The sequence below is a fragment of the Streptomyces sp. WM6378 genome (assembly GCF_001279695.1).
In the GTDB taxonomy this organism is placed as follows: Bacteria; Actinomycetota; Actinomycetes; order Streptomycetales; family Streptomycetaceae; genus Streptomyces.
The window spans coordinates 13,918-40,844 of record NZ_LGDD01000188.1 but is presented as its reverse complement, the minus strand read 5'-3'; the positions used below and the strand labels follow the sequence as shown (position 1 = coordinate 40,844).

The following is a 26,927-nucleotide window of genomic DNA, read 5'->3' as shown; positions in this document are numbered from 1 at the left end:
CTTGCCTGGAGGCAAGGAAGTTCCCGTTTGGCCGTGCTCCCGCGGTGCCGGCGTCGTTGGTACGTACGGGGGACATCAGGACAGCGTTCAGCGTGGGGGTACGCGCCGCGCAACGGACGCGATACGGAACCGTCACAGCGGGAGGACCAGCAGTCGTGGCCGTGACCGAACCAGCTCCGACGGCGCTGCTCAGCACTCATGAGGGGATCCTGCGAAGGCAGTCCCTGAGGGAGTCGGCGGCCCGCACCTATGCCCGTTCGCTGCCCATCGTGCCCGTGCGGGCGCGCGGGCTGACGATCGAGGGCGCGGACGGGCGGCGCTATCTGGACTGCCTCTCGGGGGCGGGGACACTGGCGCTCGGGCACAACCATCCCGTCGTGCTCGAAGCGATCCGCAAGGTCCTCGACTCGGGGGCGCCGCTGCACATCCTTGACCTCGCGACACCGGTCAAGGACGCCTTCACCACGGAGCTGTTCGCCACCCTGCCGCGCCAACTCGCCGAGCACGGAAGGATCCAGTTCTGCGGACCGGCCGGCACGGACGCGGTCGAGGCCGCGCTGAAGCTGGTCCGCACCGCCACCGGGCGCACCGGAATGCTCGCCTTCACCGGTGCCTACCACGGCATGACCGCGGGCGCCCTCGCCGTCTCCGGCGGCGCCCGGGACGCCGGGGTGACCCGGCTGCCCTACCCGCAGAACTACCGCTGCCCGTACGGACTCGGCGGCGAACGCGGGGCCGAGACCGCCGCCCGCTGGACCGAGAACCTCCTCGACGACCCCAAGGGCGGCGTCCCCGCACCGGCCGGGATGATCCTCGAACCGGTGCAGGGAGAGGGCGGCGTGATCCCGGCGCCCGACGCCTGGATGCGCCGGATGCGCGAGATCACCGCGAGCCGCTCCATCCCGCTGATCGCCGACGAGGTGCAGACGGGCGTCGGCCGCACCGGCACGTTCTGGGCCGTCGAGCACAGCGGGGTGGTGCCCGACGTGATGGTGCTCTCCAAGGCCATCGGCGGCTCGCTGCCGCTGGCCGTGATCGTGTACCGGGACGGCCTCGACGCGTGGGAGCCCGGCGCGCACGCCGGTACGTTCCGCGGCAACCAGCTCGCCATGGCGGCAGGCAGAGCCACCCTCGCGTACGTCCGCGAGAACCGGCTCGCCGACCGGGCGGCCGTCCTCGGGGCCCGCATGCTCGGCCAGTTGCAGGGCCTCGCCGCCGACCACCCCTGCATCGGCGACGTGCGCGGCCGGGGCCTGATGATCGGCGTCGAACTCGTCGACCCGGAGCGCGAGGACCTCAGCTCCGGCAACCCTCCGCCGCCCGCGCCCGCCCTGGCCGCCGCCGTGCAGCAGGAGTGCCTGCGGCGCGGGCTCATCGTCGAGCTCGGCGGCCGCCACTCCAGCGTCGTACGCCTGCTGCCCCCGCTCACCCTCACCGACGAGCAGGCCGTGGCCGTCCTCGACCGGCTCGCCGACGCCCTGTCGGCCGCCGCGCGCGCCTCGCACCAGCGCGCCGACTCGGGGACCGGCGTCGCGCACCACCGGGCCGAGACCGGACCGTCCCACTGATCCCGGACCACCCCACGAGCTCGCAAGGAAGACCGCCGTGAATCCCACTCCCGCACCCGATGCGCACGAGGCCGACGGCCCTGTCACCGCCCACCGCGGCCCGCTGGTGGCCGAGCCGACGACGGTGCCGCGCCAGAAGGCCGGGATCCACGGCGAACGACTGACCACCCCAACCGATCCGGACCCGCTCGACGCTCCCGACCCCGGGGCCGCGGCAGAAGCGGCCGCCGTCGAGAACCTGCTGCGCTGCTGGGTGCGGGAGAACGACCTGACCGCGCCGGCCGGTCCGGTCCTGCGCATCCCGCTCCCGGCCAGCGGAACCGCGCTGGCCGTGCCCGTCCTGTACTGGTCGGCCACCGGCTGGCACCGGTTCGCCAGGCCCACCCTGGAAGGCGGCTCCCCGGGCGCCCCGCCCGCCGACGCCGTCACGGTCGCCGCCCTGCTCGGCCGCGAGGCCGGCCAGAGCGAGGGCGCCGACCTGGTGGGCCGGGTCGCCGACTCCGTGCGCCGCACCGCGGACTTCATCGCCGACCGGCGCACCCGCCCCGGCCCCCACGACACCGCCGATCTCTTCCTCACCGCCGAACAGTCCCTCCTCCTCGGCCACCCGCTGCACCCCACCCCGAAGAGCCGCGAGGGCCTCTCCGAGACGGAAGCGCGCCGCTACTCACCCGAGTTGTACGGCTCCTTCCCGCTGCACTGGATGGCCGTCGACCCCCGCGTCCTCGCCACCGACTCGGCATGGACCGAAGGCGGCCGCGCCATCGACGCCGCACAGCTGGCGCACCGGCTCGCGGACGGCATCCAACTTCCGCCCGGCGCCGTCCCGTTGCCCTTGCACCCCTGGCAAGCCCGCGACATCGCCCAGCGCCCCGCCGTCGCCGCACTGCTCGACGCCGGGCTCCTGCACGACCTCGGCCCGCACGGCGAGGACTGGCACCCCACGTCCTCCGTCCGCACCGTCCACCGCTCCGGCGCCGACGCCATGCTCAAGCTGTCGCTCGGCGTACGCATCACCAACTCCCGTCGTGAGAACCTCCGCAAGGAACTCCACCGCGGTGTGGAGGTCCACCGCCTGCTGCGGGCCGGTCTCGGCGAGGAGTGGCAGTCCGCGCACCCCTGCTTCGACATCGTCCGTGACCCCGCCTGGCTCGCCGTCGACACCCCGGACGGCGAACCCCTGCCGGGCCTTGACGTCATGGTCCGCCACAACCCCTTCGCGCCCGGCGACGACGCCGTCTGCATCGCCGCACTCACCGCCCCGCGCCCCATGCCGGGCCGTCCCGGGATGCTGTCGCGCCTCGCCGACGTCGTGGGCCGGCTCGCCGCCCGCACCGGCCGGCCCATCACGGCCGTCTGTGCCGAGTGGTTCCTGCGCTACCTCGACCAGGTCGTACGCCCGCTGCTCTGGCTGGACGGCACGGCAGGCATCGCCCTGGAGGCCCACCAGCAGAACACCCTGGTCCTGCTCGACCCCGACGGCTGGCCCGTGGGTGGCCGCTACCGCGACAACCAGGGCTACTACTTCCGCGAGTCGCACCGCGCCGCCCTGGAGCGGCGGCTGCCCGGCATCGGCGCCACCAGCGACACCTTCGTCCCCGATGCCGTGACCGACGAGCGCTTCGCCTACTACCTCGGCATCAACAACGTCCTCGGTCTCATCGGGGCCTTCGGCGCCCAGCACCTCGCCGACGAACGCGTCCTGCTCGCCGCCCTGCGCCGGTTCCTCGCCAAGGCCACCGACCTCGGCTCGCCCCTGCCCGCCCAGTTGCTGGACAGCGCGACGCTGCGCTGCAAGGCCAACCTGCTGACCCGGCTGCACGGCCTCGACGAACTCGTCGGCCCGGTCGACACACAGTCCGTCTACGTCACGATCACCAACCCCCTTCACACCAACGGAACTTGACCCGTACGAACTGCTGAGAGGAGCGTCGCCGTGCCTCCCACCGATGCGAGCACCGACGCCGAAGCCGACCCGGCCCCCCACCAGGGGGAGGCGGCCGACGACACCCTGGACCTGGAGCTGCCCGACGAACTGGTCGCCCTGTTCGGCGACAGCCCTGACGGGCCGGGCGGTTCGGTCCCGGACGGGCTCGGGTCCGGGCTCTGCGGGCCGGGCGCGGATTCCGCTCCCTCGGGCTCAGGACTCGCGGCCCCGGAACCTCTCCCGGACGGCGTGGCCCAGCAGTGGGCCGGTACCGACCTGCTGCCGCAGTCCGGCAGCGCTGCCCGACGGGCCTGCCCCGTCATGGACGACCTGCTCGATTCCCCCGGCGACTGGGCGCCGGTCACCACCCCGCTCGGCGTGTTCCAGCTCGTCCCGGTACGTCCCGAACGCGACCTCGCTCTCCTCGCCCAGTGGATGAACGACCCTGCCGTGGCCGCCTTCTGGGACCTGGCGGGACCCGCGTCGGTCACCGCGGCCCATCTGCGCAACCAGCTAGACGGCGACGGCCGCAGCGTGCCCTGTGTGGGCGTCCTCGACGGAACTCCCATGAGCTACTGGGAGATCTACCGCGCGGACCTGGACCCGCTGGCCCGCCACTATCCGGCCCGCCCGCACGACACCGGTCTCCATCTGCTCATCGGCGGCGTCGCCGACCGCGGCCGGGGCGTCGGGACCACCCTGCTCAGGGCCGTCGCCGACCTGGTCATCGACAACCGTCCCAACTGCCCCCGTGTGATCGCCGAACCCGATCTGCGCAACACCCCCTCCGTCTCCGCGTTCCTCAGCGCCGGCTTCCGCTTCCACGCGGAGGTCGACCTGCCCGACAAGCGAGCCGCCCTGATGGTCCGCGACCGCGCGCTCAGGAACCTGCTGTGAACGCCCCGCCGCTCCGCATACACCCCTAGCCCCGAATCGGTTCGACCCCGAGGAGTCCCCATGCCGAACCCTCCTTCTCCCGATGAATCCCGCGGCCTCCTCGACCGCCAGGCCCCGCCCGGGCTGCTGGCCCCACCCGAGCTGAACCGCGAGGCCTGGGACCGTGCGGGACGTCTCCTCCTCGCGAAGATGATCGGTGCCTTCGCCTACGAGGAAATCGTGCAACCAACGGTAGGGCCCACCACTGACAATGCCGGTCCGGACGAAAAAAGCGCAGGTCAGTACGGGTTCACGCTGGACGACGGCAGCACTTTGACCTTCCTGGCGCGGCGCGGCGCGTACGGCGGCTGGCAGGTGGACCCCGACTCCGTCCGGCGCACCGCGCAGCGCGCCCGGAGCGCGGGGGAGCCCGGCGAACAGAGCGCCCCAGACCACCCGCTCCCGTCCCCCGAGGCCTTTGGCGACCCCATTCGCTTCCTCGCGCTCGCCCGCCGGACCCTCGGCGTCGACGGCGCCACCTTCGGACACCTCGTACGGGAACTCACCGCCACCCTGGCCGCCGACAGCCGCCTGCGCGCCACCGCACTGCCCGCCGCCCAGCTCGCCGACCTCGGCTACGCGGAGCTGGAGGGCCACCAGACCGGTCACCCCTGGCTCGTGCTCAACAAGGGCCGGCTCGGGTTCTCCGCCGACGACGCCGCGCGCTGGAGCCCGGAGGCCCGCACGCCGGCCAAGCTGCCCTGGATCGCGGTCCGCACCGACCTCGCGAGCTACCGAGGTGTCGAGACGCTGGCCACGCCGGACCGGCTCTACGACCGCGAGCTCGACGCCCCCGTCCGCGAGGCGTTCGCCGCGGCGCTACGGGCCCGCGGCCTGGATCCGGCGGCGTACCTGTACCTGCCCGTCCACCCCTGGCAGTGGACGGAGATGATCCTTCCGCTGTTCGCCCCGGCCGTCGCCGACAACGCCATCGTGCCGCTGCCCACCGACGGCGACGTACGGCTGCCGCAGCAGTCCATCCGCACCTTCCTGAACCTTTCACGGCCCGAGCGCCACACGGTGAAACTGCCGCTGTCCATCCTCAACACCCTGGTCTGGAGGGGCCTTCCGACCGAGCGCACCGTGGCCGCGCCCGCCGTCACGGCCTGGGTACAGGGCCTGTGCGAGCGGGACGCCTTCCTGCGGGACGAGTGCCGGGTGCTCCTGCTCGGCGAAGTCGCCTCGGTTGCCGTGGAGCACCCGGTGTACGACCGCATCGGCGAAGTCCCCTACCAGTACAAGGAGTTGCTCGGGGCGATCTGGCGCGAGCCCCTGCCGCAGCGGCTCGCGGCGGGCGAACGGGCCCGCACCCTTGCCGCGCTGCTCCACACCGACCCCGAGGGGCGCGCCTTCACGGCCGAGCTGGTCGCCCGCTCGGGGCTCGCGCCCCAGGTGTGGCTGCGCCGGCTCTTCAGCGCCCTGCTGCCGCCGCTGCTGCACTTCCTCTACCGCTACGGCACCGTCTTCTCGCCGCACGGAGAGAACGCCATCGTCGTCTTCGACGACCAGGACGTGCCGGTACGCCTGGCGATCAAGGACTTCGTCGACGACATCAATGTGAGCGCCGAGCACCTTCCCGAACACGACTCGATGCCCGAGGACGTGCGGAACATCCTCCTTACGGAGGCGCCCTCCTTCCTCACGCAATTCATTCATTCGGGGCTCTTCGTGGGCGTCTTCCGCTTTCTGGCCCCGCTCTGCGAGGACCAACTTGGCGTCCCCGAGGCCGACTTCTGGGCTCTGGTGCGCGACGAGATCCTGCGCCACCAGGCCCGCTTCCCCCACGAGAAGGACCGCCACGAAACGTTCGACCTGCTCACGCCCCGGATCGACCGGCTCTGCCTCAACCGGAACCGGCTGCACACGGACGGCTACCGGGACCGCCCCGAGCGGCCGCACGCCGCCGTGCACGGCACCGTGGCGAACCCTCTCGCAGCGGCTGAGTGATCCGATTGTCAGTGGCGAGCCTTAGGGTGGTCTGGCTATGACAAAGCCTTCACTCCCCGAGCTCCTGCACGCCGCCGTCACCGCCGTCGGCGGCGTGGAGCGGCCTGGCCAGGTCACCATGGCCACGGCTGTCGCCGATGCCGTCGACGACAGCTCCCACCTGCTGGTCCAGGCCGGGACGGGCACCGGAAAGTCCCTCGGCTACCTGGTGCCGGCCCTCGCGCACGGGGAGCGCGTCGTGATCGCCACGGCCACGCTGGCGCTCCAGCGCCAGCTAGTGGAACGCGACCTGCCGCGCACCGTGGACGCACTGCACCCGCTGCTGCGGCGCCGCCCGCAGTTCGCGATGCTGAAGGGCCGCTCCAATTACCTGTGCCTGCACCGCCTCCACGAGGGCGCGCCGCAGGACGAGGACGAGGGTCTCTTCGACCAGTTCGAGTCGGCCGCGCCCACCAGCAAGCTGGGCCAGGACCTGCTCAGGATGCGGGACTGGGCGGACGAGACCGAGACCGGCGACCGCGACGACCTGACGCCGGGCGTCTCGGACAGGGCGTGGGGGCAGGTCTCCGTGTCCTCCCGCGAGTGTTTGGGCGCCACGAAGTGCGCCTATGGGGCGGAGTGCTTCGCGGAGACGGCCCGCGAGCGCGCCAAGCTCTCCGATGTCGTCGTCACCAACCACGCACTGCTCGCCATCGACGCGATCGAGGGCGCCCCGGTGCTCCCGCAGCACGAGGTGCTGATCGTCGACGAGGCTCATGAGCTGGTCTCCCGGGTCACCGGCGTCGCGACCGGCGAGCTCACCCCCGGCCAGGTCAACCGGGCCGTGCGGCGCAGCGCCAAGCTGGTCAACGAGAAGGTGGCCGACAGCCTCCAGACCGCCGCGGAGGGCTTCGAGCGGGTGATGGAGCTGGCCCTGCCGGGCCGCCTGGAGGAGGTCCCGGAAGACCTCGGCTATGCGCTGATGGCGCTGCGCGACGCCGCCCGCGAGGTGATCTCCGCGCTCGGCTCCACCCGCGACAAGTCCGTCCAGGACGAGGACGCGGTGCGCAAGCAGGCCCTCGCCATGCTGGAGACGGTGCATGGTGTGGCTGAGCGCATCACCAACGGCTCCGAGTGGGACGTCGTCTGGTACGAGCGCCACGACCGTTTCGGCGCCTCGCTGCGGGTGGCCCCGCTCTCGGTGTCCGGCCTGCTCAGGGAGAAGCTCTTCACGGACCGCTCGGTGGTCCTGACCTCCGCGACGCTCAAGCTGGGCGGGGACTTCAACGGGGTGGGCGCCTCGCTCGGCCTCTCCCCGGAGGGCACCGGCGGCGAGGACGTGCCGCAGTGGAAGGGCCTCGACGTCGGCTCGCCCTTCGACTATCCCAAGCAGGGCATCCTCTACGTCGCGAAGCACCTGGCCACCCCGGGCCGGGAGGGTTCGCGCGGCGACATGATGGACGAGCTGGCCGAACTGGTGGAGGCGGCCGGCGGCCGCACGCTCGGCCTGTTCTCCTCGATGCGGGCCGCTCAGGCCGCCGCCGAGGAGTTGCGCGGCCGCCTGGAGAATCCGATCCTGCTCCAGGGCGAGGAGACGCTGGGCGAGCTGATCAAGGCGTTCGCGGCCGACCCGAAGACCTGCCTGTTCGGCACGTTGTCCCTGTGGCAGGGCGTCGACGTGCCCGGCCCGAGCTGCCAGCTGGTGGTGATGGACCGGATCCCGTTCCCGCGTCCCGACGACCCGCTGATGAGCGCCCGCCAGAAGGCGGTCGAGGAGGGCGGCGGCAACGGTTTCATGGCCGTGGCGGCGACGCATGCCGCGCTTCTGATGGCCCAGGGCGCGGGCCGCCTCGTCCGGGCGACGGGCGACCGGGGCGTGGTCGCGGTGCTCGATCCGAGGCTGGCCAACGCCCGCTACGGCAGCTATCTGCGGGCCTCGCTGCCCGACTTCTGGTACACCACGGACCGTAACCAGGCGCGTCGCTCGCTCGCGGCCATCGACGCGGCGGCCAAGGCGGACGGCAAGTAGGACGGATGCTGTTCCCCCGCCGGCAGCACGCGGGCGGGGGTGACGGGCACAGCAGGGCCCCGGGACCGGCGCAGGGGGTCCCGGGGCCCGGTCAGAGCCGGCGGAGGGGTCAGACCCGCCGGAGCACCGCCACGACCTTGCCCAGAATGGTCGCGTCGTCGCCGGGAATCGGCTGGTAGGCGGCGTTGTGCGGGAGCAGCCAGATGTGGTTGTCCTCGCGCTTGAAGCGCTTGACGGTGGCCTCGCCGTCCAGCATCGCGGCGACGATGTCGCCGTTCTCGGCGACGGGCTGGCGGCGCACCGTGACCCAGTCGCCGTCACAGATCGCGGCTTCGATCATCGAGTCGCCGACGACCTTCAGGACGAAGAGTTCGCCGTCGCCGACCAACTGGCGGGGGAGGGGGAAGACGTCCTCGACCGACTCCTCGGCGAGGATCGGGCCACCGGCGGCGATCCGGCCCACCAGCGGCACGTACGAGGCGGCGGGCTTGCCCGCGGTGTCGGTGGGCTGGCTGCTCGGCTGGTCGGAGCCGCGGACCTCGTACGCGCGGGGGCGGTGCGGGTCGCGGCGCAGGAAGCCCTTGCGCTCCAGGGCCATCAGCTGGTGGGCGACGGACGAGGTGCTGGAGAGGCCGACGGCCTGGCCGATCTCCCGCATCGACGGCGGGTAGCCACGCCGCTGCACGGAGTCCCTGATGACTTCGATGACCCGCCGCTGCCGGTCGGTGAGCCCGGAGCTGTCCGCCCTGATCCCTGGAGGTCGGCCGGGCAGCGAACGGGCGCGCCCGGCGTCCGCCCCCTGGTTCGTGACTGCGTCATTCATGGCATGCACCGGCTCAAGTCGGGTCTGGGAGCGGTCCTGGGCAGTGATGGTGGCACTGTCTGCGGTGGTGGTCACGTCGGCCCCTCTCGAAATGGTCTCCCTAGCTGGACAACGGTAGTTGCTTTCGAAAGGTTGCGCCAAACACACGTTCGAGTGAAAAATCGCAGAACGCGCTACGTGGTCCTGCGGGTGGGTGTATGTGCGAGTCCCGATTGGGGGCCCGTCGAACGTCAATTCGGTCCATTACGGTACCCTTCACCGCTGAGGTGGATGCCTGGCGACCACCCCCTGGGGGGACCGTTCCGGCGGCCGCCGCGTGTCGCTCGCGACGGCGGCGTACCGGCGCACAGTCTGTCATCCAGCACCCCGCAATCCAGCGCTGCGACGCGCTTCCCGTAGCCTCTTGGGCGGCCGGATAACGCCGGGCCGCAGCCGGGGTTCCACGACACGCGGCAGGGCCGGGTAACCGACCAAACCCTAGATCTAGTGGTTGGATTGGTGCAGCCACCCAGAAGTTGTGTTCCGTGGTCCTTCAAGACCCTGGCCATCGCCTATGCTTGTGGTCGCTTCGCGGGGGGTTTCTGGGCCCGCTGAGGCTATTCAGTCGTGCTGTGAAGGAGGGTTGGGAACCATGCACTGCCCCTTCTGCAGGCACCCCGACAGCCGTGTCGTCGACAGTCGTACGACCGACGACGGCACGTCGATCCGCCGGCGCCGCCAGTGCCCCGACTGCTCCCGTCGCTTCACGACGGTGGAGACGGCCTCGCTGATGGTCATCAAGCGTTCCGGCGTGACCGAGCCCTTCAGCCGCACCAAAGTCATCTCGGGCGTCCGCAAGGCATGCCAGGGACGGCCCGTCACCGAGGACGCCCTCGCCAAGCTCGGCCAGCGGGTCGAAGAGGCGGTGCGCGCCACCGGCAGCGCCGAGCTGACCACGCACGACGTGGGGCTTGCCATACTCGGCCCCTTGCAGGAGCTCGACCTCGTCGCGTACCTGCGCTTCGCGTCCGTTTACCGAGCTTTCGACACGCTCGAAGACTTCGAGGCCGCCATCGTGGAACTCCGCGTGCGGCGGCCTCCCGCAGACCAATCAGACGAGTGCGTGGCCGGAGTGACCCCCGAGGTCCCCGCGCCCGCCACCGCTGCCGACTGACCGAGGGGCCCGCACGGGCCCGCGGTCGCCGATCGGCGGCATCCAGGACCTGCCAGGGGTGAGCTTCCGCTGCGCCCGTGGCAACAGACAAACACCGTGCCTTGGGAACATTCAGGCACTTTTGGGCGTTTTTGCCCGCGTATGGGAGGCGGCAATGACAGAGACGGCGAGCGGCCCGGCACGAGGCTCCCGAGCCAAGGGATCCAAGGCCACCAAGGGGCTGCGTATCGAGCGCATCCACACCACCCCCGGCGTGCATCCGTACGACGAGGTGTCCTGGGAGCGCCGTGACGTCGTCATGACCAACTGGCGCGACGGCTCGGTCAACTTCGAGCAGCGTGGCGTCGAGTTCCCCGACTTCTGGTCGGTGAACGCGGTCAACATCGTCACCAGCAAGTACTTCCGCGGGGCCGTCGGCACCCCGCAGCGCGAGACCGGTCTCAAGCAGCTGATCGACCGGATCGTGAAGACGTACACGAAGGCCGGCGAGGACTACGGCTACTTCGCCTCGCCCGCCGACGCCGAGATCTTCGAGCACGAGCTGGCGTACGCGCTCCTGCACCAGATCTTCAGCTTCAACTCGCCGGTGTGGTTCAACGTCGGCACGCCCCAGCCGCAGCAGGTCTCGGCCTGCTTCATCCTGGCCGTCGACGACTCCATGGAGTCGATCCTCGACTGGTACAAGGAAGAGGGCATGATCTTCAAGGGCGGCTCCGGCGCCGGCCTGAACCTCTCCCGCATCCGCTCCTCCAAGGAGCTGCTTTCCTCCGGCGGCAACGCCTCCGGCCCGGTCTCCTTCATGCGCGGCGCGGACGCGTCGGCCGGAACCATCAAGTCCGGCGGCGCGACCCGCCGCGCGGCCAAGATGGTCATCCTCGACGTCGACCACCCCGACATCGAGAACTTCATCGAGACCAAGGTGAAGGAAGAGGAGAAGATCCGCGCGCTGCGCGACGCGGGCTTCGACATGGACCTGGGCGGCGACGACATCACGTCCGTCCAGTACCAGAACGCCAACAACTCGGTCCGCGTGAACGACGAGTTCATGAAGGCCGTCGAGCAGGGCGGCAAGTTCGGCCTGCGCGCCCGCATGACCGGTGACGTCATCGAAGAGGTCGACGCCAAGTCGCTCTTCCGCAAGATGGCCGAGGCGGCCTGGGCCTGCGCCGACCCGGGCATCCAGTACGACGACACCATCAACCACTGGCACACCTGCCCCGAGTCCGGCCGCATCAACGGCTCGAACCCGTGCAGCGAGTACATGCACCTGGACAACACGTCCTGCAACCTCGCGTCCCTGAACCTGATGAAGTTCCTCAAGGACGACGGCAAGGGCAACCAGTCCTTCGAGGTCGAGCGCTTCGCCAAGGTCGTCGAGCTCGTCATCACCGCGATGGACATCTCCATCTGCTTCGCGGACTTCCCGACCCAGAAGATCGGCGAGAACACCCGCGCCTACCGCCAGCTGGGCATCGGCTACGCCAACCTCGGCGCCCTGCTGATGGCCACCGGCCACGCGTACGACTCCGACGGCGGCCGCGCGCTCGCCGGCGCCATCACCTCCCTGATGACCGGCACCTCGTACAAGCGCTCCGCCGAGCTCGCCGCGGTCGTCGGCGCGTACGACGGTTACGCCCGCAACGCCGAGCCGCACCAGCGCGTCATGAAGCAGCACGCCGACGCCAACGCCGTGGCCGTGCACGTGGACGACCTGGACAACCCGATCTGGGCCGCCGCCACGGAGGCGTGGCAGGACGTGATCCGGCTCGGCGCGAAGAACGGTTTCCGCAACGCGCAGGCCTCGGTCATCGCGCCCACCGGCACCATCGGTCTCGCCATGTCGTGCGACACCACCGGCCTGGAGCCCGACCTCGCCCTGGTCAAGTTCAAGAAGCTGGTCGGCGGCGGCTCGATGCAGATCGTCAACGGCACGGTGCCGCAGGCCCTGCGTCGCCTCGGCTACCAGGAGGAGGCGATCGAGGCGATCGTCGCCCACATCGCCGAGAACGGGAACGTCATCGACGCCCCGGGCCTGAAGACCGAGCACTACGAGGTCTTCGACTGCGCCATGGGCGAGCGTTCCATCTCCGCGATGGGTCACGTCCGCATGATGGCGGCCATCCAGCCGTGGATCTCGGGCGCGCTGTCCAAGACGGTCAACCTGCCGGAGACGGCGACCGTCGAGGACGTCGAAGAGGTCTACTTCGAGGCGTGGAAGATGGGCGTCAAGGCGCTCGCCATCTACCGCGACAACTGCAAGGTCGGCCAGCCCCTCTCCGCCAAGACCAAGGAGAAGGAGAAGGAGGCGGTCACCGCCAAGGCCGAGGAGACCATCCGCACCGCGGTCGAGAAGGTCGTCGAGTACCGCCCGGTCCGCAAGCGCCTCCCGAAGGGCCGCCCGGGGATCACCACCTCGTTCACGGTCGGTGGCGCCGAGGGCTACATGACCGCCAACTCGTACCCGGACGACGGTCTGGGCGAGGTCTTCCTGAAGATGTCCAAGCAGGGCTCGACCCTCGCGGGCATGATGGACGCCTTCTCCATCGCCGTCTCGGTCGGCCTCCAGTACGGTGTGCCGCTTGAGACCTACGTCTCGAAGTTCACCAACATGCGCTTCGAGCCGGCCGGCATGACGGACGACCCGGACGTGCGGATGGCGCAGTCGATCGTCGACTACATCTTCCGCCGCCTGGCGCTGGACTTCCTGCCGTTCGAGACCCGCTCGGCCCTCGGCATCCACTCCGCCGAGGAGCGTCAGCGTCACCTGGACACCGGTTCGTACGAGCCGACCCTGGAGGACGAGGAGCTGGACGTCGAGAGCCTGGCCCAGTCGGCCCCGCGCCAGACGGAGACCCTGAAGGCCGTCGCCGCACCGAAGCCGGCCGCGGTCGAGGCCCCCAAGGTCGCGCACAACTCGGCCGAGCTCGTCGAGATGCAGCTCGGCGTCAGCGCGGATGCCCCGCTCTGCTTCTCCTGCGGTACGAAGATGCAGCGGGCCGGCTCCTGCTACATCTGCGAGGGCTGCGGCTCGACCAGCGGTTGCAGCTGACACCACCGCCGTACGTGGGACGGACTGTCCGACGTGACCCGCGGGTTTAGCTGAGCAGAAGTGCACTGAGGGGACCGGCAATCGCCGGTCCCCTCAGTCGTGCGCAGGGGGTCAGGTTGTCGCGGCGCCCATGGCGGCGATGAAGTCGTCCGGGTCAAGGGCGAAGCCGCGGATGTCCTCGCGAAATGCCCACACGCCGGACTCGGCGCGGGTGAACTCCGCGACGGTCGCTGCCCGGGAGTCCGCCACCTGCGCGAAGCCGTGGTTCGACAGTTCGGTGTAGCCGTCCCGGATGCGGACACCGGGGTTCGCCACCTTGCCGAAGACGAGGCGTCCGGCCCGCTGCTGGATGATCACGCCGACCACCACGCGGGCGTGTTCCGCGGGCATGCGGCCGAGGTCCAGGGTCATGACCTCGTCGTACCCGAGGCCCTGGCCGGTCCGGCTGTCGCGGTTCAAATAGATGGTGCCGTCGGGGGAGCGGCTGTCGAAGTACACCCAGTAGTCGGGCGGTCCGTACGGGGCGGCTGCCGGATAGACCCCCGCCACCACGTCCAGGTCGTGGGCGGCGGAGCCGAGCGGGCTGGGGTCCCATCTCAGTGCCACCTCGACCGTGCCGAGCCCTTTGCTGATGCCGCTCATTCAAACCCCTCCCCGTGCCTGACCTGCCGCCCCCGCACGCCTCCCATGCTGTCACGCCCGTACTTGTGAAGTCGTTCGAAGAATGGTTTGGCGCGCGGCGTCCCGGGTGGTGATCATTGTGTGCTGCGGGGCCGCGGGGGCCTTCGGGTTTTCGCCGGGGGATCATGATGTGGAACGGCCAAGACATCGACCTGGACGCCTACTTCGCGCGGATCGGCTACGACGGTGATGCCTCGCCCACGCTCAAGACCCTGGGGGAACTGCACCGGGCGCACGTGGCGGCGATCCCTTTCGAGAACCTGGACGTGGCCCTCGGCCGACCCGTCCCGCTGGATGTGAAGAGCCTCGCCGGCAAGCTCGTCGCACAGGCGCGTGGAGGCTACTGCTACGAGCAGAACTCGCTGTTCGCCGCCGTGTTGGAGCGCCTGGGCTTCGAGTTCGGCGGGCGCGGGGCCCGCAACCGGACCCGCGGGGCCTGGCTCCCACCGGTCACCCAGGTTCTGCTCGCGGTCACGGTCGAGGGCCAACTCCCGCTGTGCGACGCGGGGTTCGGGGGTCAGGGCCCGCTGGAACCGGTGCCGCCCGACTTCACGGTCATGGACCACTACAGCTCCTCGCACCCCCAATCCCGTTTCGTGGGCCAGGTCGTGGCGCAGCGGACGGCGCCCGGAATGCGCCGGGCGCTGGTGCGGGACGAGTTCACCACCGTTCGTACGGACGGCACCGAGGAGCGCAGCACGGTGCCCGCCGGCGAGCTCGGACGGGTGTTGTCAGAGGTCTTCGATATCGTGATGGAGCGTGAAGAACTCGCACAACTGGGCGCATTGGGGGGTGGGTTGAATGGCCGGTGATTTCGTCCCGGTGTTCGGCGGTGAACTGGGATTCGAGGCGCACGGCATATTCCCGCGGAAGTACTCCGCCGGAGCCTGACCGGGGCATGGCGGTGCGCCGTACGATGGCGCGGTGCTGGTCAAGTGGATTCGCTGCACCGTGGTGGACCGCCGCGGTTTCGAGCGGGGGCAGCGGAAATGGGCGGGGTTGCTGGGCGAGCCCGGTTTCCGGGGGCAGGGCGGCGGCTGGAGCCGGAGGCGGCCCGAAGTGGCGCATGTCTTCGGCTTCTGGGAGAGCCGCGCGTTCTACGACTCCTTCATGGCGCGGGCGCACGACCGGCTCGCCGCCGCGCAGTCCGGCACGTACAAGGACATCGAGGTGAAGCTCTTCGACCACCGCTTCGACGTGAAGACCGGCTTCGAGCCGCGCTTCACCGACGCGGACGTGGTCCGCGTCGCGCACTGCCGGGTGCACGAGGAGCGGGTCGAGCACTTCGCGCTGATGCAGGAGAAGGTGTGGAACCCGGCGATGGCGGGGTCCCCGGGCATGCTGCGCGGGGTGTTCGCCGAGGCGCCAGGCCATGAGTTCCTGGTGCTCTCCATGTGGCAGTCGGCCGCCGAGCACGGCAAGTACCGGGCCGACCGGGTGGAGCGGCTCTCGCTGCGCGCGCAGACCGAGACCGATGTCGCCGCCCTGACCGGCGACGTCGTCCGGCTCGACGCGGACTGGACGGTCTGAGGCGGCTCCCGGGGCGCCTACGCCGGATGGAGGCCGGACAAGTGCTCGATCGTGGCGCGGGCGATCTAGGGTTTGGGCATGGCAAGACCGCGACGCATCGTCCTCGTCCGGCACGGCGAGTCGGAGGGCAACGCCGACGACACCGTGTACGAGCGCGAGCCCGATCACGCGCTGAGGCTCACCGAGACCGGCCTGCGCCAGGCCGAGGCGACGGGGGAGCGGCTGCGTGCGATGTTCGGGAGCGAGAAGGTCAGCGTCTACGTCTCGCCCTACCGGCGCACCCACGAGACGTTCCGGGCGTTCGGCCTCGACCCGGAACAGGTGCGGATCCGGGAGGAGCCGCGGCTGCGCGAGCAGGACTGGGGGAACTGGCAGGACCGGGACGACGTCAAGCTGCAGAAGGCGTACCGGGACGCGTACGGGCACTTCTTCTACCGGTTCGCGCAGGGCGAGTCCGGGGCCGACGTCTACGACCGGGTGGGGGCGTTCCTGGAGAGCCTCTACCGGAGCTTCGAGGCACCCGACCATCCGCCCAACGTGCTGCTCGTGACGCACGGGCTCACCATGAGGCTGTTCTGCATGCGCTGGTTCCACTGGAGCGTGGCGGACTTCGAGTCGCTGTCCAACCCGGGGAACGCCGAGACCAGGACGCTGCTGCTCGGCGCCGACGGGCGGTACTCGCTGGACCGGCCGTTCCAGCGGTGGCGTGCCCCGGAACCGTACGGGATCACCGGATAGAGTGGAGCCGAGATGACCGCTGACCCCTCCACCGAATCACTCGACCCGCGTTTCGTACGCGCGCTGGGCAGCCTGCGTGGCCTGTCCGTCGGCGACGCACTGGGCTCCCAGTTCTTCGTCCCCGTCAACTACCCCCGCCTCAAGCGCCGGGAACTGCCCGAAGGTCCCTGGCAGTGGACCGACGACACCGAGATGGCTTGCTCGGTCCTCGCCGTGCTCGCCTCGCACGACCGGATCGACCAGGACGCGCTCGCGCTGTCCTTCGCGCACCACCACGACTTCGACCGGGGCTACGGCCCGGCGGTCAACCGGATGCTCCGCCTGGTCAGGGAGGGCGGGGACTGGCGCGAGCTGGCCTCCGCGCTGTTCAAGGGCCAGGGCTCCTGGGGCAACGGCTCCGCGATGCGGATCGCGCCGCTCGGCGCCTGGTACGCGGGCGATCCCGAGCAGGCCACCCACCAGGCCGAGATCTCCTCGTACACCACTCACCAGCACCGCGAGGCCGTCGTCGGTGCCATGGCCGTCGCGGCGGCCGCCGCCCTGGTCGCCGACCCCGAAGGGCCTCCCGGGCCGGGCGAGCTGCTCGACTCGGTGATCGCGCTCGTGCCGCGCAGCGCGGTCGGCGCCGGGCTGCGGCGGGCGCGGGACATGCTGGACTACGACGACGCGGCGACCGTGGCCGCGGTGCTCGGCTCCGGGCGGCGCACCAGCGCGCACGACACGGTGCCGTTCGCCCTCTGGTCGGCGGCGCGCGGGCTCGGCGCCTACGAGTCGGCGTTCTGGACGACCGCGCAGGTGGGCGGCGACGTCGACACGACCTGCGCGATCGTGGGCGGGGTGATCGCGGCCGCACCGGCCGGGGCGCCGCCCGCCGCCTGGCTGGAGCGCACCGAGCAGCTGCCGGACTGGGTCCCGGCGGCCCCGGTCGGCTGACGCGCCCCATCGCGTACAGGAGCCGCCCCGCCCGCTCGCCGCGGACGTGGCGGCTCCTTCACGGTCAGAGCGCGGCGCCGGCGCTCTTGCCGCTCAGGGCCTCCAGGTCGCTCTTGCGGACCTGGATGACGAAGACGGCGGTCAGGATCGCCAGGGCGACCAGCGCGACGGCCGCGATGAACGCGATGCCGATGCCGTGCGCGAGGACCGCGTCGCTCCAAGGGGCGGGCAGCTGATGGGACTTGAGGAACGCCGCCTTCTGCTCGGGCGAGCCGTTGGCGAGGAAGTCCTTGACCTGGGCAGTGGCCTCGTGGCGGCTCGCGGTGCCGAACACCGTGGTCAGGATGGACAGGCCGAGCGCGCCGCCGACCTGCTGGGTGGTGTTCAACAGGCCCGAGGCGGCGCCCGATTCCTTGTCGGCGACACCGGAGACGGCGGTCAGGGTCAGGGTGACGAAGTTGAGGCCCATGCCGGTGCCGAACATCAGCATCGGGCCGAGGATCCCGCCCGCGTACGAGCTCTCCGGGTCGATCTGGGTCAGCCAGGCCATGCCGAGGCCGGTGAGCGTGGTTCCGGTCACCATGAAGGGTTTGGGGCCGAGCTTCGGCAGAAGGTTGGAGGAGATTCCGGCGCCCGTGACGATCGCGACCGTCACAGGAAGGAAGGCCAGGCCTGCCTTGATAGGGCTGTAGTGCAGCACGTTCTGCACGAAGAGCACGATGAAGAAGAACATGCCGAACATCGCGGCGGCCAGGCTGAGCATCATCACGTACGTACCGGAACGGTTGCGGTCGGCGAACATCCGCAGCGGCGTGATGGGTTGGGCCGAGCGGCGCTCCACCGCGACGAACACGAGGAGCAGCAGCACGGCCGCGGCGAACGAGCCCAGCGTGAGCGAGTCGCTCCAGCCGTCCGACGAAGCCCGGATGAACCCGTAGACCAGCGCCGCCATGCCCAGCGTGGACGTCAGCGCGCCGGTGAGGTCGAAGCGGCCCGGATGGCGCTCCGACTCCTTGATGAAGCGGGGCGCGAGGAAGGCGATGAAGAGGCCGATGGGTACGTTGACGAACAGCACCCAGCGCCAGTTCAGCCAGTCGGTGAGCATGCCGCCCGCGAGCAGGCCGATCGCGCCGCCACCGGCCGAGACGGCGGCGAACACGCCGAACGCGCGGTTGCGTTCCGGGCCTTCGGGGAACGTCGTCGCGATCAGCGCGAGCGAGGTCGGCGAGGCGATGGCGCCGCCGATGCCCTGGAGGGCGCGCGCCGCGAGCAACTGCCAGGGCTCCTGGGCGAATCCGCCGAGCAGCGAGGCGAGCGTGAAGGCCAGGATGCCGGTGATGAACATCCGGCGCCGGCCCAGCAGGTCACCGGCCCGGCCGCCGAGCAGCAGCAGCCCGCCGAAGGTGAGCGCGTAGGCGTTGATGACCCAGGTGAGGTCGTTGGTGGAGAAGCCGAGCGCGGTCTGGATGTGGGGCAGAGCGATGTTGACGATGGTGGCGTCGAGCACCACCATCAGCTGGCACGCGGCGATGACGGTCAGGGCTATGCCGGGCCGGGCCGGTCGGTCCTCGGGGCCGGGGCGGGTTTCTGTGGGCTGGGCCGTGCCTATTCGATTGGGCGTCACTGAGATCCCCCTGAAAGCTGTAGTGAACGCTTCCGTTCACTAATGGCTGACGATAGTGACTGGCCGGGAACGAACACAAGCCCTTCCCTTGGGAGTTGGGCCCGAGCCGGCCGTGGGCCGGGGCCGGTTCCGGGGGTCGATGGGGCCTGGCGGCGTCTGGAACATCCGGTGACGCGGGGTCACCATGGGAGGCCGGGCGCCGCCGCCCACGTACGCTTCAACCCCCGTCCCCAAGGGTGGAACACCGTCCCCAACAGGGGATGTCCGCCCCCGCGGAGTCCCCAACGGAGAGAAGAAGATGGCTACTTCGCGCTGGACCGACACCGGGGTGCGGCCCGTCTCGCTGCGCCGCCGGGGCCCCGTCCTGGAGCGGGCGATCCTGGACGCCGCGCTGGAACAGCTGAGCACGGTCGGCTGGAGCGGCCTCACCATGGAGGGGGTGGCCGCCGGCGCGCAGACCGGGAAGGCCGCGGTCTACCGCCGCTGGCCCTCCAAGGCGGAGCTGGTCGCGGACGCGTTGCGGTCCGGCTTCCCCGGCCTCGACGACGCGCCGGACCACGGTTCCGTACGCGAGGACCTCTACCAGCTGTGCCGAAGGGTCCGCGGGACCATGTACTCGCGGTCCGGCCACGCACTGCGGTCGGTCCTTTACGAATGCGACAGCGCCTCGGCCGACCGGTTCCACGAGCTGATCCTGCAGCGGGTGATCGAGCCCGCCAACAAGCTCTTTCGTGAGGTGGTGCGCCGTGGAATCGAGCGGGGTGATGTGCGCCCCGACGCCACCGGCGAGCTCGTCTTCGATGTGATCCCGGGGCTGATGATGTACCGGCAGAAGGTGTGCGGAAGCGAATGGAGCGACGAGGACATCGCCGCGATGATCGACCAGGTCATGGTGCCGCTGCTGCGTCCCCGCAAGGGCTGACCGCGGCCTCGGGGCGGCCCGTGGGTGATCGGCGCGGACCTGGGTGTCGCGGGCGGTCCCCGGCGGCGTAACCTTGCAAGCGCCATGCCGTACGAACCACCCACCCACACCGTCGAGCGCTCGATCCGCGCCACGACCGGGGCCAAGATCGTCGCCGGTGTCGACGAAGTCGGACGCGGGGCGTGGGCCGGTCCCGTCACGGTGTGCGCAGCCGTCACCGGGCTGCGCCGCCCGCCCGCCGGACTCACCGACTCCAAGCTGATCACGCCCAAGCGCCGCACCGAGCTCGCAGCGGTCCTTGAGGGCTGGGTCACCGCCTACGCGCTCGGCGACGCCTCACCCGAGGAGATCGACGAGCTGGGCATGACGGCGGCCCTGCGGCTTGCCGCGGTGCGCGCCCTGGAGGCGCTGCCGGTCCGGCCGGACGCGGTGATCCTGGACGGGAAGCACGACTACCTCGGCCTTCCCTGGCGGGTCCGTACGGTGATCAAGGGCGACCAGTCCTGCATCGCGGTCTCCGCCGCCTCGGTGATCGCCAAGGTGCGCAGGGACGCGATGATGGCCCAACTCACGGGCGCCCAGGGCCAGTACGCCGGATTCGGCTTCGCCGAGAACGCCGGCTACCCCTCGCCCGTGCACAAGGCGGCGCTGGAGGAACTGGGGCCGACGCCCTACCACCGGCTGTCCTGGTCGTATCTGGACGCGCTGCCACGGTGGCGGCATCTCAAGAAGACGCGGCTGTCCGCGGAGGCGGCCGCACTCGAAAGCGGGGGACAGCTCGGCTTCGACTTCTGACCCGGATCACCCGCGGATTCCGGACGATTTCCGGAGGTTATCGGTCCGTTATCCGGATGGTGTGACCCCGTTCCCGGAGCCTTCCGGTCCGCTTCGCGGACGTGGGAAAGTGCCGGGCCGCATCCCGAAATCCCTGGACTTTCCCGCCCAGTTGCGAGGAGACTCCGCCCCGATCGCACCTTTGTGCCCACCCGCCGGTGACGCCTTCACCGGCATTTGATAGACATCAACTCATGCCTCTCATCCCCGAGGAGCCTCAGATTCACGAGAGTGCCCAGGGTCCCCGCGTCAGCCCGGCCGCCGGCCGCACCGCGCAGACCCCTCGCCCCGTACCCGGTCCGCGTCCCGCGGCCGCACCGCGTCCCGGACGCCCGGGCCCCGGCCCGGCCCGGCCCACGCCCCCCGCGCAGCGGACGCACGGCGCCGCCGCGCAGACCCCGCCGAATCGGCCACCGAGCCCTGCCGGCCCGCAGATTCAGCTGATCCCCGCTCCGGCCGACGGCGCGCTCGACGCCGCGGGCGAAGCGGTGGACCTGCTGCTCGACACCGGCCGCGCGCCGGGCGACATCCTGGTCCTCACCACTGGTGAGGCGCACCCGTGGGCGGCGCACGAGCTGTCCTTCGGCGAGGACGCCTACTGGGCCCAGCACGACGCCCGCGACGACGTCTTCTACGCCGGTGCCGCCGCCGTGGAACGGGCCTCGGCCCGGCCCGTGGTCGTCGTCGCCGTCAACGCCGACGCGGCCGATGACGCCGACGCCCGCACGCTGCCGCTCGCCCTGGCCCGCGCCGAGGCGCTGCTCATCGTGTGCGGCGACCCGCAGCGGATCAACGCGGCGCTGGGCGCCGGAGTCTGAGCTCCGGCCCAGGAGCTCAGGCCCTCGCGCGGCATCGTCACGGACGCGCGGGCCGAGTCGGGAATCCGGGGCGAGCGCTCCGGAGCCCGAGGCCCAGAGGCCGTGCCGCCATGCCCCTGGCCGGATCCGTCCGGCGGGGCGGCGGCCGGGCTCGGAACCAGGCCGGCTCCCATGCCGGACCACCTCTCAGACCGGACGAGCGCTCATAGCGGTCCACGGCCGTGTCCCGGCCGTGCCGGAACGGTTCAGCGCGCGGCGGTGCGCCGCAGCATCTCCACCGCGCCGGCGCCCGAGCGCAGCGGCAGTGGCTCGGCCAGCTCGTTCTCGGCGTCGGCCAGCGAATCCGGCCCGGCGATGGAGCTCGGACGGCGGCCTCCGCGGCCCTCGCCGAGCACCTGCCAGCCACCGCGCGTCAGCGTGATGTACGCGCCGCAGCGCAGCCCGTGCAGCGTGCAGGCGTCGCGCAGACCCCACAGCCAGGCGCCGTCCTCCTCCGTCCAGCGCTCGTCGCCGTCGCGGCAGTAGAGCAGCACGGCGGTGCGCACCGGAGCCCGGCGGCGCAGATCGTGCGGGATCACCCGGCGCAGGTGCGCGAGCAGCGCGTTGCGGAACTCCCAGCCGTCGGCCGGAGCCGCGCGGCGGGTGAACGACGCGCTGGCCGCGAGCCGTTCCTCGTGGTCGAGGACCGCGACGACGGCGGTCGTGGGCGTCGGCCGGTGCCGGGCGTGCAGCCCGCTGACGACCTCACGGGGATTGCGCAGCAGCGGAATGCCGGCCGCGGCCCACTCGGCGGGCTCCAGGATCCGGCCGAAGCGGTTCGTGGAGTCGGCCGGCATGGGGGTGGACGCTGCGGACGGAGAGAATCCGAAGGTCACGGTCCTCCCTTCCGGATACGCGCCCACAGTGCGGGCAGGGTCGGGTGAGGGCGCACCACGGCACAGCCCTTCCGGACCACAGGGGGACCGTGCGGGGGCGGCTCCAATTCTTGCCGCCGCGAGGTCAGGCGGCAACGAGCAATTGACGCCGCTGACCTGAATCGACGGGTATGGCACTCATATCCCTGCCCAGCGGCACCCCCGGTCACCCCTGCCGTCACGACTGGACCGCGAGGACCAGCGGGAACACCCCCTTGGCTCCGGAGCGGCGCAGCAGCCGGGCCGCCACCGCCAGCGTCCATCCCGTGTCGGACGCGTCGTCGATCAGCAGCACCGGGCCCTGGGTCTCGGCGAGCGCGGCCGACAGGGCGTCCGGAACGACGAAGGCGTGGTGCAGCGCGCGCACCCGCTGGGCGCTGTTGGACTGGGCGATCCGCTCGCCCGCCGGGCCCTCGGCGTACTCCAGCGAGCCGAGCAGGGGCATCCGGCCGATCTCACCGATCCGTGCGCCGAGCGAGGAGACGAGCGCGGGCCGGGTGCGCGAGGGCACCGTCACCACGCCGGCCGGCCGCTGCGGCGCGTCGGGACGGCCCGAGGCCCAGCCGCCCGGGCCCTTCGCCCAGTCGGCGAGCACGCTCACCACGGCCTGCACCACGTCGTCCGGCACCGGCCCGTCCGGGGTGCCCGGCGCGAGCATCGGGCGCAGCCGGTTGCCCCAGCCGATGTCCGAAAGCCGCCCCAACGCCCTTCCGGGGAAGGCCAGTTCGCCCGCGGGGATGCGCCCCTTCAGGTCGATGCCGATCGCCGCGAGGCCCGTGGGCCACATCTTGCGGGGCTCCACCTCCACGCCCGGCCTGGTCAGCTCGCCGCGCGCCTCGTCCAGGGCCGCGCCCGAGACGTCCGCGGTGAAGCGGGCGCCCGCGCAGTTGTCGCAGCGCCCGCACGGCGCCGCCTGCTCGTCGTCGAGCTGACGGCGCAGGAACTCCATGCGGCAGCCCGTCGTCGACGCGTAGTCGCGCATCGCCTGCTGCTCGGCGGAGCGCTGCCGGGCGACCCACGCGTACCGCTCGGTGTCGTACGTCCAGGGCTCGCCCGTGCTCGTCCAGCCGCCCTTGACCCGGTGCACCGCGCCGTCCACGTCGAGCACCTTGAGCATCGTCTCCAGGCGTGTGCGGCGCAGCTCCACCAGGGGTTCCAGGGCGGGCAGCGACAGCGGGCGGCCGGCCTCGGCGAGGACGTCGAGGGTGCGGCGGACCTGCTCCTCGGGCGGGAAGGCCACCGACGCGAAGTACTTCCAGATCGCCTCGTCCTCGCGGCCCGGGAGCAGCAGCACTTCCGCGTGGGCCACGCCGCGGCCCGCGCGGCCGACCTGCTGGTAGTAGGCGATGGGGGAGGAGGGCGAGCCCAGATGGACCACGAAGCCCAGGTCCGGCTTGTCGAAGCCCATGCCGAGCGCCGAGGTGGCGACCAGGGCCTTGACCCGGTTGGCGAGCAGATCGTCCTCGGCCTGCTGGCGGTCCGCGTTCTCCGTCTTGCCCGTGTACGAGGCGACCGTGTGCCCGCGCCGGCGCAGATAGGTGGTGATCTCCTCGGCCGCCGCGACGGTGAGCGTGTAGATGATTCCCGAGCCCGGCAGCTCGTCGAGGTGGTCGGCGAGCCAGCCGAGCCGGTGCGCCGCGTCCGGTAGCGCGAGCACGTTGAGGCTGAGGCTCTCGCGGTCCAGGGGGCCGCGCAGCACCAGCGCGTCCGAGCCGCCGCCGGTGCCGAGCTGCTCGGCCACGTCCGCCGTCACCCGGGCGTTCGCGGTCGCGGTGGTGGCCAACACCGGGACGCCCGGCGGCAGTTCGGCCAGCATGGTGCGCAGCCGGCGGTAGTCGGGCCGGAAGTCGTGGCCCCAGTCGGAGATGCAGTGGGCCTCGTCCACCACGAGCAGCCCCGTGGCCGCGGACAACTTCGGCAGCACGTTGTCCCGGAAGTCCGGGTTGTTCAGGCGCTCCGGCGACACCAACAGCACGTCCACCGCGCCCGCCGCGACCTCTTCCTGGACGGTGTCCCACTCCTCGGGGTTCGCCGAGTTGATCGTCCGGGCGGTGATGCCCGCCCGGGCCGCGGCATCCACCTGGTTGCGCATCAGCGCGAGCAGCGGCGAGACGATCACGGTGGGGCCCGCGCCCTGGGCCCGCAGCAGCGCGGTCGCCACGAAGTACACCGCGGACTTGCCCCAGCCGGTGCGCTGCACGACGAGCGCCCGCCGCTTGTCGGCGACCAGCGCCTCGATCGCCCGCCACTGGTCCTCGCGCAGCCGCGCGGTGCCGGTGGCGTCCCCGACGAGACGGGCGAGGACCGTATCGGCCTCGGTGCGCAGTTCCGCGTTGCTCGTGTGCTCCATGCCCCCATACAACAGGACACCTCTGACAATCGCGGAACGAACCGTTCCTGATCGGCCATTCCCGCTGGTCATCGAGGCGCGCGGCAGCCCGCCCCGGCCGGGCGTGGCCGGCTTGAACCCACCTTGAAGACGGCTTGAAGACGGCTTGAGCCCGCCACGCGAAGCTCCCTCACGTCGCCCGGAGAACGCCCCGGGCAGATGCCGCCGAGCAGGGAAAGAGGGTGCTGGCCGTGCTGGATGTCGCTGTCGTCGGGGGAGGTCCCGGAGGGCTGTTCCTCGCCAGGCTGCTGATGCTGCGGGGAACCGCCCGGCAGGTCACCGTCCACGAGCGCAACGCCCCCGACGCCACGTTCGGATTCGGCGTCGTCTTCTCGGACCGTACGATGTCCGCCTTCGAGCGGGCCGACCCCGCCACCCACCGCCGGATCGTCGAGGCCAGCGTCGCCTGGACCGACATGGAACTGCGGTACGGCGGGCGGTCGTTGCGCTACGGCGGGTACGGATTCACCGCCATCGCCCGCAAGACGCTGCTCGCCATCCTTCAGGATCAGGCCGCAGAGGCCGGGGCCGACCTGTGCTTCGAGGACCCGGCCGACGCCCTGGAGCTCACCTCCGCACACGACGTGGTGGTGGCGGCCGACGGCGTCAACTCGGCCACCCGCAACGCCCTTCCGGACCGCTTCGGCACCCTGGCCCGGCCCGGCGCCGGCAAGTACGTCTGGTTCGGCACCCGGGCCCCCTTCGAGGTGGTGACCTTCCCGTTCGTGCGGACCGCGTTCGGCGCCTTCGCCGCGCACGCCTATCCGTACGGAGAGGGGCTGCACACCTTCATCGTCGAGACCGACGAGACCACTTGGCGGGCGGCGGGACTCGAAACCTCCACCGAGCGGTCCGCCGCCCCCGGCATGAGCGACACCTACGCCCAGGAGCTCATGGAGCAGGTCTTCGCCGAACAGCTCCAGGGCCACCCGCTCCTGGTGAACAACAGCAAGTGGGCCAACTTCCTGCACGTGAGCAACCGCTCCTGGTCGCACCGCAATCTCGTCCTCCTGGGGGACGCGGCGCACACCGCGCACTTCTCCGTGGGCTCGGGCACCAAGATGGCGATGGAGGATGCCATAGGGCTCGCCGCCGAACTGGCGTCAAGAGGCGCGGAAGACCCCGTCGAGGGCGCGCTGCGCCGCTACGAGGCGCGGCGCCGCCCGGAGACCGAGCGCACCCAGCGCTGGGCGCTGCCCAGCATGCGCTGGTGGGAGACGTTCGGCTCGCGCATGGACCGGGACCCCGACCGCTTCGGATTCCACTTCCTGACCAGGACCAGCGCGATCGGCCTCGCGGGCCTGCGCCGCCGCCACCCCGAACGCATCGCCGCCGCCGAGGAGGCCTACGCCCACGACGCGCCGCGCACCGCGGCAGCCGTTCCCGGCGGGCACGCGCTCGGCGCGCCGCTGCGGCTCGGCGGCACGCTGCTGCGCAACCGGCTCGTCACGGTCGTCGCGGACCGGGCCGAGCGGCAGATCCGCGCCTGTGAGGCGTACTCGGTGGCCGGCAGCTCCCTGGTGCTCGCCGACTGGCGGCGCCCGGTCGGCACCGGTGAGAGCGACGCCTGGCGCGCCGCCCTGGAGCGCGTCTCCTTCGACGCCACCGTGCTCGGCGTGGTCCTGCGCGCCCTGGACACGGCGGCGGCCGACCGGGCCGAAGCCGTCGGCTTCCCCGTCGTCGAGGTCGTCCTCGACGACATCGGCCACTGCGACGAGGCCGAGGCCGCCGAACACGGGCTCCTGGAACGGAAGTTCCTCGGCTCGCTCCCCGCGGGGGCCGCGCTGATCGCCGGTCTCGGCTGCCCCGGGACCGGGGCGTACGAGAACGACGCTCTGGTCGAGCGGGCCCTCGGGGCGGCCGAGGCGGGCGCCTGCGCCCTGCATCTGCGAGCGCCCGACGGCACGGGCCTCGCGCACGCCCTGGAGCACGCCGACCGGATCCGTACCGCCACAGGGCTGCCCGTGGTGCTCGCGTGCACCGACGGCTGGGCGCTGGAAACGCCCGCCGACCGCGCCGAAGGACAGCACGCGCTGCTGCACACCGCCCTGGTCGCCGGACGGATCGACGCCGTCTCCGGCTGGCCGCTCACCGGGGCCAGCCGCTGACCGCGGCCCCGCGACTTTCCCTCTT

At 71.6% G+C, this 26,927-nt stretch carries 20 protein-coding genes; 15 read left to right on the top strand and 5 right to left on the bottom strand.

Features of this window, described 5'->3' with window-relative positions; all coding sequences use genetic code 11:
* The first annotated feature begins 155 nt into the window (after positions 1-155).
* From ADK54_RS16410 to ADK54_RS16390, 5 genes are read left to right on the top strand one after another with little or no spacing between them, the layout of a single operon-like run.
* Positions 156-1,568: a diaminobutyrate--2-oxoglutarate transaminase family protein gene (locus ADK54_RS16410; RefSeq protein WP_053726383.1), complete on the top strand. Its 1,413-nt coding sequence runs from the start codon at positions 156-158 to the stop codon at positions 1,566-1,568.
* A 37-nt stretch (positions 1,569-1,605) separates the two neighbouring features.
* A complete protein-coding gene (locus ADK54_RS16405) occupies positions 1,606-3,474 on the top strand; it encodes an IucA/IucC family protein (protein WP_053726382.1) in 1,869 nt (622 codons plus the stop codon).
* A 30-nt stretch (positions 3,475-3,504) separates the two neighbouring features.
* Positions 3,505-4,392, top strand: coding sequence for a GNAT family N-acetyltransferase (locus ADK54_RS16400; protein WP_053726381.1), 888 nt, complete (start codon positions 3,505-3,507; stop codon positions 4,390-4,392).
* A gap of 60 nt (positions 4,393-4,452) precedes the next feature.
* Positions 4,453-6,378, top strand: coding sequence for an IucA/IucC family protein (locus ADK54_RS16395; protein ID WP_053726380.1), 1,926 nt, complete (start codon positions 4,453-4,455; stop codon positions 6,376-6,378).
* 37 nt (positions 6,379-6,415) lie between these two features.
* Entirely contained in the window at positions 6,416-8,386 is a 1,971-nt protein-coding gene (locus tag ADK54_RS16390) for an ATP-dependent DNA helicase (protein WP_053726379.1), read from the top strand.
* A gap of 109 nt (positions 8,387-8,495) precedes the next feature.
* Here ADK54_RS16390 and lexA read toward each other — a convergent pair whose 3' ends face one another.
* Complete coding sequence (lexA, locus tag ADK54_RS16385) at positions 8,496-9,284, bottom strand: transcriptional repressor LexA (RefSeq protein WP_053726378.1); 789 nt, start codon at positions 9,282-9,284, stop codon at positions 8,496-8,498.
* A 556-nt stretch (positions 9,285-9,840) separates the two neighbouring features.
* On the opposite strand from lexA, the gene nrdR reads away from it, so the two are divergent.
* Together nrdR and ADK54_RS16375 are read left to right on the top strand one after the other, a co-directional pair.
* A complete protein-coding gene (gene nrdR, locus ADK54_RS16380; RefSeq protein WP_053726377.1) occupies positions 9,841-10,362 on the top strand; it encodes a transcriptional regulator NrdR in 522 nt (173 codons plus the stop codon).
* 154 nt (positions 10,363-10,516) lie between these two features.
* Positions 10,517-13,411: a vitamin B12-dependent ribonucleotide reductase gene (locus tag ADK54_RS16375; protein WP_053726376.1), complete on the top strand. Its 2,895-nt coding sequence runs from the start codon at positions 10,517-10,519 to the stop codon at positions 13,409-13,411.
* Between the two features lie 111 nt (positions 13,412-13,522).
* On the opposite strand, the gene ADK54_RS16370 is transcribed toward ADK54_RS16375, so the two are convergent.
* Positions 13,523-14,053, bottom strand: a complete 531-nt coding sequence (locus ADK54_RS16370; protein ID WP_053726375.1) for a TerD family protein — start codon at positions 14,051-14,053, stop codon at positions 13,523-13,525.
* Positions 14,054-14,217: 164 nt separating this feature from the next.
* Here ADK54_RS16370 and ADK54_RS16365 point away from each other — a divergent pair, with 164 nt between their 5' ends.
* From ADK54_RS16365 to ADK54_RS16350, 4 genes are all read left to right on the top strand, one after another.
* Positions 14,218-14,904: an arylamine N-acetyltransferase family protein gene (locus ADK54_RS16365; RefSeq protein WP_053726374.1), complete on the top strand. Its 687-nt coding sequence runs from the start codon at positions 14,218-14,220 to the stop codon at positions 14,902-14,904.
* Between the two features lie 112 nt (positions 14,905-15,016).
* Positions 15,017-15,622 carry a YdbC family protein gene (locus tag ADK54_RS16360; protein ID WP_053726373.1) on the top strand — a complete coding sequence of 202 codons (606 nt, stop codon included), beginning with the start codon at positions 15,017-15,019 and terminating at the stop codon, positions 15,620-15,622.
* A gap of 78 nt (positions 15,623-15,700) precedes the next feature.
* Positions 15,701-16,360: a histidine phosphatase family protein gene (locus ADK54_RS16355; protein ID WP_053726372.1), complete on the top strand. Its 660-nt coding sequence runs from the start codon at positions 15,701-15,703 to the stop codon at positions 16,358-16,360.
* A 12-nt stretch (positions 16,361-16,372) separates the two neighbouring features.
* Complete coding sequence (locus ADK54_RS16350) at positions 16,373-17,293, top strand: ADP-ribosylglycohydrolase family protein (protein ID WP_053726371.1); 921 nt, start codon at positions 16,373-16,375, stop codon at positions 17,291-17,293.
* A 64-nt stretch (positions 17,294-17,357) separates the two neighbouring features.
* Here ADK54_RS16350 and ADK54_RS16345 read toward each other — a convergent pair whose 3' ends face one another.
* On the bottom strand, positions 17,358-18,902 hold the full coding sequence (locus ADK54_RS16345) for an MFS transporter (RefSeq protein ID WP_234392100.1): 1,545 nt from the start codon (positions 18,900-18,902) through the stop codon (positions 17,358-17,360).
* 313 nt (positions 18,903-19,215) lie between these two features.
* On the opposite strand from ADK54_RS16345, the gene ADK54_RS16340 reads away from it, so the two are divergent.
* The 3 genes from ADK54_RS16340 (at position 19,216) to ADK54_RS16330 (ending at position 21,491) form a co-directional block, all read left to right on the top strand.
* Positions 19,216-19,839, top strand: coding sequence for a TetR/AcrR family transcriptional regulator (locus ADK54_RS16340; RefSeq protein WP_053726369.1), 624 nt, complete (start codon positions 19,216-19,218; stop codon positions 19,837-19,839).
* Positions 19,840-19,923: 84 nt separating this feature from the next.
* Positions 19,924-20,634, top strand: coding sequence for a ribonuclease HII (locus tag ADK54_RS16335; protein ID WP_053726368.1), 711 nt, complete (start codon positions 19,924-19,926; stop codon positions 20,632-20,634).
* A gap of 233 nt (positions 20,635-20,867) precedes the next feature.
* Positions 20,868-21,491, top strand: coding sequence for a hypothetical protein (locus ADK54_RS16330; protein WP_053726367.1), 624 nt, complete (start codon positions 20,868-20,870; stop codon positions 21,489-21,491).
* Positions 21,492-21,736: 245 nt separating this feature from the next.
* Here the strand turns inward: ADK54_RS16330 and ADK54_RS16325 are convergent, their stop codons facing one another.
* Entirely contained in the window at positions 21,737-22,366 is a 630-nt protein-coding gene (locus ADK54_RS16325; RefSeq protein WP_053726366.1) for a hypothetical protein, read from the bottom strand.
* A 217-nt stretch (positions 22,367-22,583) separates the two neighbouring features.
* Complete coding sequence (locus ADK54_RS16320) at positions 22,584-24,755, bottom strand: RecQ family ATP-dependent DNA helicase (RefSeq protein WP_053726365.1); 2,172 nt, start codon at positions 24,753-24,755, stop codon at positions 22,584-22,586.
* 230 nt (positions 24,756-24,985) lie between these two features.
* Between ADK54_RS16320 and ADK54_RS16315 the strand changes: the two genes are divergently transcribed.
* Positions 24,986-26,902 (top strand): FAD-dependent monooxygenase, encoded by a 1,917-nt coding sequence (locus ADK54_RS16315; RefSeq protein ID WP_159047784.1) that lies wholly within the window; start codon positions 24,986-24,988, stop codon positions 26,900-26,902.
* Positions 26,903-26,927: the final 25 nt, after the last annotated feature.